This is a genomic window from Streptomyces sp. YGL11-2 (assembly GCF_050054615.1).
Lineage (GTDB): Bacteria > Actinomycetota > Actinomycetes > Streptomycetales > Streptomycetaceae > Streptomyces.
Genome location: NZ_JBNHIN010000036.1, coordinates 75532 through 83620, shown reverse-complemented (window position 1 = coordinate 83620; position 8089 = coordinate 75532). Strand labels below are relative to the sequence as shown.

10 protein-coding genes and 2 pseudogenes are annotated in these 8089 nt (G+C 73.2%); 11 read left to right on the top strand and 1 reads right to left on the bottom strand.

What is annotated here, in order from left to right; all coding sequences use genetic code 11:
• Position 1: 1 nt before the first annotated feature.
• From ACO1BR_RS31275 to ACO1BR_RS31255, 5 genes and pseudogenes are all read left to right on the top strand, one after another.
• Positions 2 to 148: pseudogene (locus tag ACO1BR_RS31275) on the top strand (CBS domain-containing protein); the annotation flags it as partial.
• Between the two features lie 205 nt (positions 149 to 353).
• A complete protein-coding gene (locus ACO1BR_RS31270; RefSeq protein ID WP_426798449.1) occupies positions 354 to 788 on the top strand; it encodes a CBS domain-containing protein in 435 nt (144 codons plus the stop codon).
• Positions 785 to 1648 carry a universal stress protein gene (locus ACO1BR_RS31265; RefSeq protein ID WP_426798448.1) on the top strand — a complete coding sequence of 288 codons (864 nt, stop codon included), beginning with the start codon at positions 785 to 787 and terminating at the stop codon, positions 1646 to 1648. The genes ACO1BR_RS31270 and ACO1BR_RS31265 overlap by 4 nt, the downstream gene beginning before the upstream one ends.
• 52 nt (positions 1649 to 1700) lie before the next feature.
• Positions 1701 to 2423 carry a helix-turn-helix domain-containing protein gene (locus ACO1BR_RS31260; protein WP_426798447.1) on the top strand — a complete coding sequence of 241 codons (723 nt, stop codon included), beginning with the start codon at positions 1701 to 1703 and terminating at the stop codon, positions 2421 to 2423.
• On the top strand, positions 2420 to 2785 hold the full coding sequence (locus tag ACO1BR_RS31255; protein ID WP_426798446.1) for a hypothetical protein: 366 nt from the start codon (positions 2420 to 2422) through the stop codon (positions 2783 to 2785). Before ACO1BR_RS31260 ends, ACO1BR_RS31255 begins: the two co-directional genes overlap by 4 nt.
• 28 nt (positions 2786 to 2813) lie before the next feature.
• On the opposite strand, the gene ACO1BR_RS31250 is transcribed toward ACO1BR_RS31255, so the two are convergent.
• On the bottom strand, positions 2814 to 3275 hold the full coding sequence (locus ACO1BR_RS31250) for a cyclic nucleotide-binding domain-containing protein (RefSeq protein WP_426798445.1): 462 nt from the start codon (positions 3273 to 3275) through the stop codon (positions 2814 to 2816).
• Positions 3276 to 3658: 383 nt separating this feature from the next.
• Here ACO1BR_RS31250 and ACO1BR_RS31245 point away from each other — a divergent pair.
• The 6 genes and pseudogenes from ACO1BR_RS31245 to ACO1BR_RS31220 all read left to right on the top strand — a co-directional run.
• Positions 3659 to 3898: pseudogene (locus ACO1BR_RS31245) on the top strand (DUF1918 domain-containing protein); the annotation flags it as partial.
• 46 nt (positions 3899 to 3944) lie between these two features.
• Positions 3945 to 4796 carry a universal stress protein gene (locus tag ACO1BR_RS31240; RefSeq protein ID WP_426798444.1) on the top strand — a complete coding sequence of 284 codons (852 nt, stop codon included), beginning with the start codon at positions 3945 to 3947 and terminating at the stop codon, positions 4794 to 4796.
• A gap of 117 nt (positions 4797 to 4913) precedes the next feature.
• Positions 4914 to 5369 carry a hypothetical protein gene (locus ACO1BR_RS31235; RefSeq protein WP_426798443.1) on the top strand — a complete coding sequence of 152 codons (456 nt, stop codon included), beginning with the start codon at positions 4914 to 4916 and terminating at the stop codon, positions 5367 to 5369.
• 21 nt (positions 5370 to 5390) lie between these two features.
• The gene (locus ACO1BR_RS31230) at positions 5391 to 6287 is read left to right on the top strand and encodes a hypothetical protein (RefSeq protein WP_426798442.1); all 897 of its coding nucleotides are present in this window, start codon (positions 5391 to 5393) and stop codon (positions 6285 to 6287) included.
• Positions 6274 to 7668 (top strand): V-type ATPase 116kDa subunit family protein, encoded by a 1395-nt coding sequence (locus tag ACO1BR_RS31225; protein WP_426798441.1) that lies wholly within the window; start codon positions 6274 to 6276, stop codon positions 7666 to 7668. Before ACO1BR_RS31230 ends, ACO1BR_RS31225 begins: the two co-directional genes overlap by 14 nt.
• Positions 7665 to 8087: an ATP synthase subunit C gene (locus tag ACO1BR_RS31220; RefSeq protein WP_426798440.1), complete on the top strand. Its 423-nt coding sequence runs from the start codon at positions 7665 to 7667 to the stop codon at positions 8085 to 8087. The genes ACO1BR_RS31225 and ACO1BR_RS31220 overlap by 4 nt, the downstream gene beginning before the upstream one ends.
• Positions 8088 to 8089 lie beyond the last annotated feature (2 nt).

Genomic DNA, 8089 nt, shown 5'->3' with positions numbered 1-8089 from the left:
CGTGCGGCTCGACACTCCGTTCAAGGAGATCGCGCAGACGCTCGCCGACAACGCGGTGAGCGCCGTACCGGTGCTCGACAGCCTCGGCAGGCCGGCCGGCATCGTCTCGGAGGCCGATCTGCTGCGCAAGGCCGCCGACCGATCCGATCTGTCCGGCAGGACCCCGCTGCCGCACCTGGAGGCGTGGGAGCGGGCGCGGGCGGAGGGCCGTACCGCCGGTGAGCTGATGTCCGCACCGGCGGTGTGCGCCCATNAAGGCCGCCGACCGATCCGATCTGTCCGGCAGGACCCCGCTGCCGCACCTGGAGGCGTGGGAGCGGGCGCGGGCGGAGGGCCGTACCGCCGGTGAGCTGATGTCCGCACCGGCGGTGTGCGCCCATCCGGACTGGACGGTGGTGGAGGCGGCGCGACTGATGGAGGTGCAGCAGGTCAAACGGCTGCCCGTGGTCGACGAGGCGGACGTCCTGCTGGGCATCGTCAGCCGCAGCGATCTGCTGCGCGTCTTCCTGCGCAAGGACGACGCGATCCGCGAGGAGATCACCCGCGAGGTCATCGGGCGCACGGCACGGCTCGGTGCGTCGGGCGTGACCGCCGAGGTCAATCGGGGTCAGGTGGCCCTGCACGGCACGGTGACCGACCTGTTGCTCGCTCCCGTGCTGGTACGGATGTGCGCGAGCCTCGACGGCGTGGTGTTGGTGTCCGAGGATCTGAAGCCGGAGCCGGCCGGCGGCGGCCCGTCGGACGGGACCGGCGAAGGACGAGCACAGGAAAGCCGGTCGCCCTCATGAAGAACGTCATCACCGTCGGTGTGGACGGTACGCCCCAGGCCCTGGCGGCAGCTCAGTGGGCGGCGCACGAGGCGCAGTTGCGGCAGTCCCGCCTGCGGCTCCTGACCGCCTGGCAACCCCTCACGGCGACGCCGCGGGGCACGCCACGGACGCCGGAAGTGCCGCACTGGCCGGACCCGATCCTCGAAGAGGCCAGGGCCGCGGTCGAGTCGGCGCAGCCCGGGCTGCCCGTTGACGTGTCGCTGGTGCGCGCGCCGCCACTGGAAGCCCTGGTCGAAGCCGCCGGGCAAGCGGATCTGCTGGTCCTGGGGTCGCGGGGGCTGGGCCCGGCGGCGCGCTTCGCACTGGGGGCCACCGGCCTCGACCTGGTGCCACGGGTCGCGGTCCCCGTCGTCCTGGTGCGGGCCCGACAGGACGGCCCGGCGACCGAGGGCGGCAACAGCGTCGCGGTCGGTGTCAGCCTGCACGCCCCCAGCGAACGGCTGCTGGCCTTCGCCTTCGAAACCGCAGCCCGACGAGATGTCCCGCTCCGCGCCGTGCACGGCAGGAACCTGCCGCCGTTCGCCTACGACCGGGGCGGTGCCGTGGAACGGACCGCCGCGGAAGAAGCGGCCGGGATCGCACGCGAGGAGCTGTCGGAGGCGCTGCGCCCGTGGCAGGAGAAGTTCCGGGACGTGCGGGTGGAGGAGCAGGTGGTGATGGAGAGTCCGGCACCCGCCCTGCTGCACGGCGCCGCGGGAGCACAACTGCTGATCGTCGGCCGCCGGCACATCGGCCACGCGGTCCCCCGCATCGGCCACGTCGTCCATGCGGCCGTCCACCACGCCGCCTGTCCCGTCGCGATCGTGCCGCATGAGTAACCCCGTCCGCATAGACGAGGCCGCACCTGCTGGAAGGAAGGATGTGTGCGCGATGACGACCGACCAGGCACCCGGATCCGGCGCCGCGCCGGGTCGGCCCGGCAGCGACCTGGGCCGGCGCGCCGCACTGCGCCGGCAGCAACTGGGGCTGACCCGCGAGGAGGTCGCGACCCGGGCCGCCGCCTCACCGGGATATGTGCAGTACGTCGAGGAGCACGCGGCCGAACCGGACATCGGGTTCCTGCTGCGCCTCGCCCACGCCCTCGACACCACCGTCGCCAACCTGACGGGCGGCACGGCCGACCTCCCAGAGGGCCTCGGCAAAGCCGCGGCCCACCCCGAGGTGCTGGTGCTCGGCCCCGCCGAATGCCGCGAACTGCTCTCCACGCACGGCATCGGCAGAGTGGCCGTCACCATCGGCGACACCCCCGCCGTCTTCCCCGTCAACTACACCGTCGTCGACGACGTGATCGCCTACCGCACCCACGCGGACTCCGGCCCGGCCACAGCAGCCGGCCACGAAGCCGCACTGGAGGTGGACCACATCGACGACGCCTTCAGCCAGGGATGGAGCGTCCTTGCCGTCGGGCCCGCCGAAGTCGTCACCGGCTTCTACGAGTCCCGCACGTTCGAAGAGCAGGCGTACTCGGCCCCCTGGGTAGGCGGCGGCCGGCACCAGTGGATCGCCATCCGGCCAACCCGCCTCAGCGGGCGCCGCATCCGCGTCCCCGGGGCGCCGACACCCCCGACCGGGAGCACCGACGCGGACGCGTGAAGCTGTCGTCGGCGAAGGTGACGGCTCCCGGTCGTCAGCAGGTCTTCCGGCGCCCCGGCTGCACCGACGTGATCGGCCTGGCCGACGAGACGCCCCCGGTCGGCAGTGTGCCGCTGCTGGAGACGATGATGCGGGGTGGGTCGCGGTGTTCGTATCCCCTTCCGCTGGAGGAAGTCCGGCGTCAGCTCACCGCGGAGGTGGCACAGGTCCCGGCCGCGGCCCGGGAAATCCGGTCGCCGGTGCCGGTACGCGCCACCGTCTCGAAGCCGCTCGCCGCGCTGACCGTGCGCGTCCGGCAGCGGATCGAACGTGCGGTGTTCGGCACAACCCCTGTAGGGCGTACGGACCGCGTATCCGGTTGAAGCCGTACGCAGTTGCCGTGGGAATCGTTCACGGCGGCGCGGGCGGGCCGCTCGCGCTCGTTGCGCCGAGGTCGACCAAACGGCGCCGGGTGGCCAGGAGGCGACGGGCGACGACGTCGAGGACCCGGCGGGTCACCACCAGCCCCAGGACCGGGTCCGCCTCGCACAGCGCGCGTACCCGGGTCGCGTCGAATTCGTGGGCCCGCACGAGGGTGAACGCCTCCGCCCCCATCCGCCAGCGGTACGGCGGCACCAGCCACGACCAGCCCAGCAGGTCGCCCGGGCCGAGGACGTCGACGACCGCCGGCCGTCGGGTCGGCATCCGGATGTCGAGATTGACCGAGCCGGTGCGGATGATCCAGAACCGGTCCGCGGCGCCGCCCTCCTCGAAGATGCGGGTGCCTTCCGCAAAGGACACCTCGTGGGCGAACGCCAACAGCCGGTCCCTTCCGTTGGGCGGGAGATGTTGCAGCAACGGGGTGGTGGTCATGGCGGATCTCCTGGTTGCCGACCGTGCCGCGAGGGGACCACCGCGGCCCAAGTCATCCGGTTGCGCGGTCCGTTCGCCCTGTCTGCGGGTCATGAACGGGCCGGCCCGCGCAGGCGAGTCGGCATCCGACGGCAAGGAGGACCGCCCACTTCTCGCGGGCCCTGATGGCGCGGTGCGCGGTCTCGCTCCGCTCCTCCGCGTCTGCCGTCCTCCCTGTCACTTTCAGTGAACCGCGCGGAGGCGCCGCGCACGAGTTCCGTCCGGTCCCGTCCCATGGGCCGGACGGCCTTCTCTCGGGGCAACTCGCCCCATAACGCGGACAGAGCGCCTGTGGCACGTTCGGCACAGGACATCGTGGTGCGCGCGCAGAGGCGGTGACGGCAGTGAAGGCACATGTCGGCGATCTGCTCGTGGTCGAGAGCCCGACCACGGGCGCCACCCGCCGGGACGGGGAAATCGTCGGACTCCACCACGCGGACGGCACCCCGCCCTATGACGTCCGCTGGTCGGACAACGACCAGATCACGATCTTCTTCCCCGGTCCCGACACCCATGTCCGGCACCTCGAAGGCCCTTCGGAAGCCGCCTCGGAGCACGGCTTCACCGAGCGGCAAACGGGCGGTGGCACCTGATGCCCGTCCTCCCGCAGCGACTCCGCAGAGGTGTGACATGGGCGGCTCGGTCCTCGTAGGACTGGACGGAACCGGGAACAGTGTGCCCGCGGTGCGCTGGGGCGCCGAGGAGGCAGCGGTACGGAACCTTCCCCTCCACCTCCTCCATTCCTGGGTCTCCCAACCCTGGCCGCCCTCCCCGACCCGAGCCGATGCCGAAAAGCGTCGCTACGGAGCCGAAGCACTCAGTCGCGCGGAAACCCTGGTCCGCCAGACGCATCCGGGAATCGCGGTGACGGCCGAGCAGGTCTCCGAGGATGCCGCGGACGCGCTGGCGGAACGCAGCGAGGCGGCCACCCTCCTGGTACTCGGATCGCGCGGGCACGACACGATCTCCGGATTCCTCCTGGGCTCCGTGAGCCTGCGGGTGCTCGGGCGCGCGCAGTGCCCGGTGGTCACCGTCCGCGAGGAGGAACCGTCCACCGGCCCCGGACCCGAAATCGTCGTCGGCGTGCAGGAGTTGGGCGCCGAGGGCGACGCCGTACTCGACTACGCGTTCACCACGGCCGCGGCCCATCACACGGCGCTACGCGCCGTACGGGCCCGGACGCCGGACACCCCCCTCGGCGCCCCCGCCACCTCGCCGGGCGCGACGGCCCCCACGGCGAGCGGCGACAAGGAGTTGCTCTCCATGAGCCTGGCCCTGTGGCGCGAGAAGTTCCCCGACGTGCGGGTGATCGAGGAAGTGACCGACGGCAGGGCCGTGCCCGTGCTGCTGGGAGCCTGCTCGCAGGCCGGCCTGCTCGTCATCGGACGCCGACCACAACGCGCTCCCATGCCACTCGGCCCAGCCGTACTCGCCCTGCTGCACCACTCCCACTGCCCGGTGGCGATCGTTCCGCGCCTGTGACCGTGGTGCCTTGCCGAGCGCCATTCACCGCACCGTGGAGAAACTGAAAGTACGGCCGCATCGGCGTCACGGCCGACGGAGGGAGGAACGGCGATGGCCGGTTTGCGCGATCTTCTGATGCGTTTCCGTCCGGTCAGCACCCCGGGCCCGGCGACCGTAGGCGTGCCCGCCGACCGCACCGCCGAGCTGGCCGCGGAGCTGACGCCGACACTGTCCCGGTTGGACCGCACGGCCGTCGAGGCCGAGGCCATCCGCCTCGCCGGGCGTAGCGAGGCCGACCGTATCCGCCGAGACGCCGCCCGGCACGCGGACGCCATCACCGCGCGCGCGGACGACCTGTTCGAGCGCGTGCGTGCGCAGGCCGCCGACCGGCGGCGGGAACTCGGCCGCCGCGAGGCCGATGCGGTTCGTGCGGAGGGACAGCGCGCCGAGGCCGCGCTGAGGCGCCGGGCCGCGGCGCGGATCCCGGTCGTGGCGGACCGGCTGACCGATGAGGTACGCCGCCAACTCGGCCTGCCCGTCCTTCGGGCCGGGCGCCCTCCCGGTGTCGAGGAGCGGGGCGGCGGCCCGTGAGCGCCGCATGGGTTGCCGGGGGTGACACGGGCACGCGGCCTGCTCACCCGGTGCCCGGGTGAGCCCGGTGCCTGTCGGATCGCGGACGCCGGATCACTGGACGCGGCGCTGCGCCTCCTGGCCACCACGCCCTACCGAGGACGCCTGACCACCGGCATGTCCTTGCCGGCAGCGCAGCGGGCGGTCACGGCCACCCTGCTCTGGCATCTGCGGGTACTCGCCGGCTGGCTGCCGAGGCGCGGGGTGGACTGTCTGCGTCTGCTGGCGTCCGGCTTCGAGATCGTCAATATCGAGGCCCGCTACCGACAGCTCAGCAGCCGCGTGGCAGAACCACCCCCCTATGAGCTGGGATCCCTCGCCACCGCCTGGAACAGGGTCGCTCGCGCCGCACGGCCAGAAGATCTGCGGACCGCTCTCAGCACGTCACCGTGGCGTGACCCTGGTGGCACGGCGGCCGAGCTGGCGGTGGGGCTGCGGCTGACCTCAGCCGCCAGAACCGCGGTACGGGTGCCCTGCGCGGCGCGCTGGTCGGCGGGCCGGACCGCCCTGCTCGTCGCAAGGGAGCGGTTCGTGCACGGTCGGGCACCGTCTGCCTCGGCCATGGGTCCGGCCGCTCAGCTCCTCGGCTCCGCCTCCCGTGCTCCTGACTTCCGGGAGTACCGGCGCCGGCTCCCGGCGCCGGCCGGGTGGGCGCTGCGCGGCATCGACGAACCGGCCGCCCTGTGGCAGGCGGAGGGGCGGTGGTGGCGGGATGTTGAGCAGGACGGGCTGAGGATGGCGCGCCGTACCCGGTACGGCATGGATCCCGTCGTGGGCGCGGTCGCGGTTCTGTCGGCCGATGCGTGGCGCACCCGTGGCGCGCTGGAACTGGCCGCGAACGGCGCATCCTTCCAGGAGGGCTTCGATGTCCTGGTCTGAGTCCTTCTCCCCGGTGGCCATGCAGCGCGTGGCGATCGTCGTTCCGCAGGCGGCCGAGCGGGGTGCGCTGGTCTGCCTCGCCGATGCCGGCTGTGTGGACCTGGACCGGACGGGCGGTCCCGGACGCCCTGGGGGCACGTCGCACCAGGGCCCCCGTGCGGGCACGGCCGCGCCGGCGCTGGCCGCCACCGCTCCCGACCCTCATGCGCTGGAGGTAGCCGGGCGCACCGACCTGATGGCCGGGGAGGAGCAGTTGGCGGCGCGGCTTGACGACGCGGTCCGCCGCGGGAGCGTGGCCGCGCTCGCGGGCTGGTGTCCGCGCGAGGAGGTGGCACCGCTGAGCGCTCGGCTGGCCGGGCTCGGTGGCGCGCTGGTGCCGACGGCGGCACCGCGGGGTGTCGATCCGCCGACCGCGCTACGCCGCACCGGCCCGGTCCGCGGCGCATGCACGTCCCTGGTGACGACGTACGGCACCCCTCCCTACGCCGACCTCGACCCCTCCTGGGCAGCCGCGGCCCTGTACGCCGTGATGTTCGGGATGATGTTCGGCGACGTGGGGCACGGTGCGCTGCTGCTGTTCGGCGCACTCTTCCTGGCCGTGCGGCGTCCCCGCAGGCCGGCGGCGTGGCAGGGCACCTGGCCGCTGATGGCTGCCGCCGGGGCCCTGAGCATCGTGGCCGGGCTGGCCTACGGGGAGTTCTTCGGGCCGACCAGGGTGCTGCCCACGCTGTGGCTGGAACCGCTGCACAGTCCGGGGCAGTTGCTCCTCTCGGCGGTGGCGGTGGGCGCCGTCCTGCTCTTTCTCGCCTACGTGGCCGGTGCCGTGAACCGGTGGCGCGAACGGGGCTTCTCCGGGGCCCTGTACTCGCTGTCCGGTATCGCCGGCGGCGCCGTCTTCCTTGGGCTCACGGGGGTGGTGGCGGGGGCCGCAGGGCACCTCGCGTGGTGGGTGGCGGCGGGAGCCGCTGGGGCGGCGGCCGGTGCCGTCCTCGCCGCGGCCGGCCTCTACTCCGGCACCGCCCGCGGCGTCTCCGGCCTGGTACAAACCGGTGTACAGCTCTTCGACGGCGTCGTCCGCATCCTGTCGAACCTCATCTCCTTCGCGCGGCTGGCGGCCTTCGGCCTCACCCACGCGGCACTCGGTCAGGTCGTCTGGGCGGGCACCACGGGACTCGCCGGGCACGGACCAGCAGGGGTGGTGGGTGCGGTCGCCCTGTTCGCCGTGGGCAATGCGCTCGTCTTCACGCTGGAGGCGCTGGTGGCGGGTGTGCAGGCGCTGCGTCTGGAGTACTTCGAGCTCTTCTCCCGGGTCTTCGAGGGCCAGGGCCGCCCGTTCCGTCCCTGGCGCCTTCCTGTCTGTCGTTCGGAGGTGGCGTCGTGATCGCTTGGCTCGTCACACTGCCCGTCATCGTCGTGATCTGTTGGGCGGTGCGCGTGCTGTCCCGCCGGTACGGCGGCAGGACCGCGCTGCGGTGTGCCGTCGGGGCGAACCTGGTGCTGCTGGCCGGTGCGCTGGCGCTGCTGGTGGTCGCGCTGAGCGGAGGTGCGGCGCAGGCCGCGCCGACCGCTCCGGCCGGTTCGTCGGGCACCAATTCCGCGGCGCTGATCGGCGCCGCCATCGCCGTCGCCGGGGCCTCGATCGGCGCGGCGATCGCCGTGGCGTACACCGGTGCCGCGGCCCTGGCCGCACTGAGCGAGCGTCCGGAGCTGTTCGGCCGGGCGATGGTGATCGTGGGCCTGGCCGAGGGCATCGCCATCTACGGTCTGGTGGTCGCCGTGCTGCTGATCGGCAGGGCATGAGG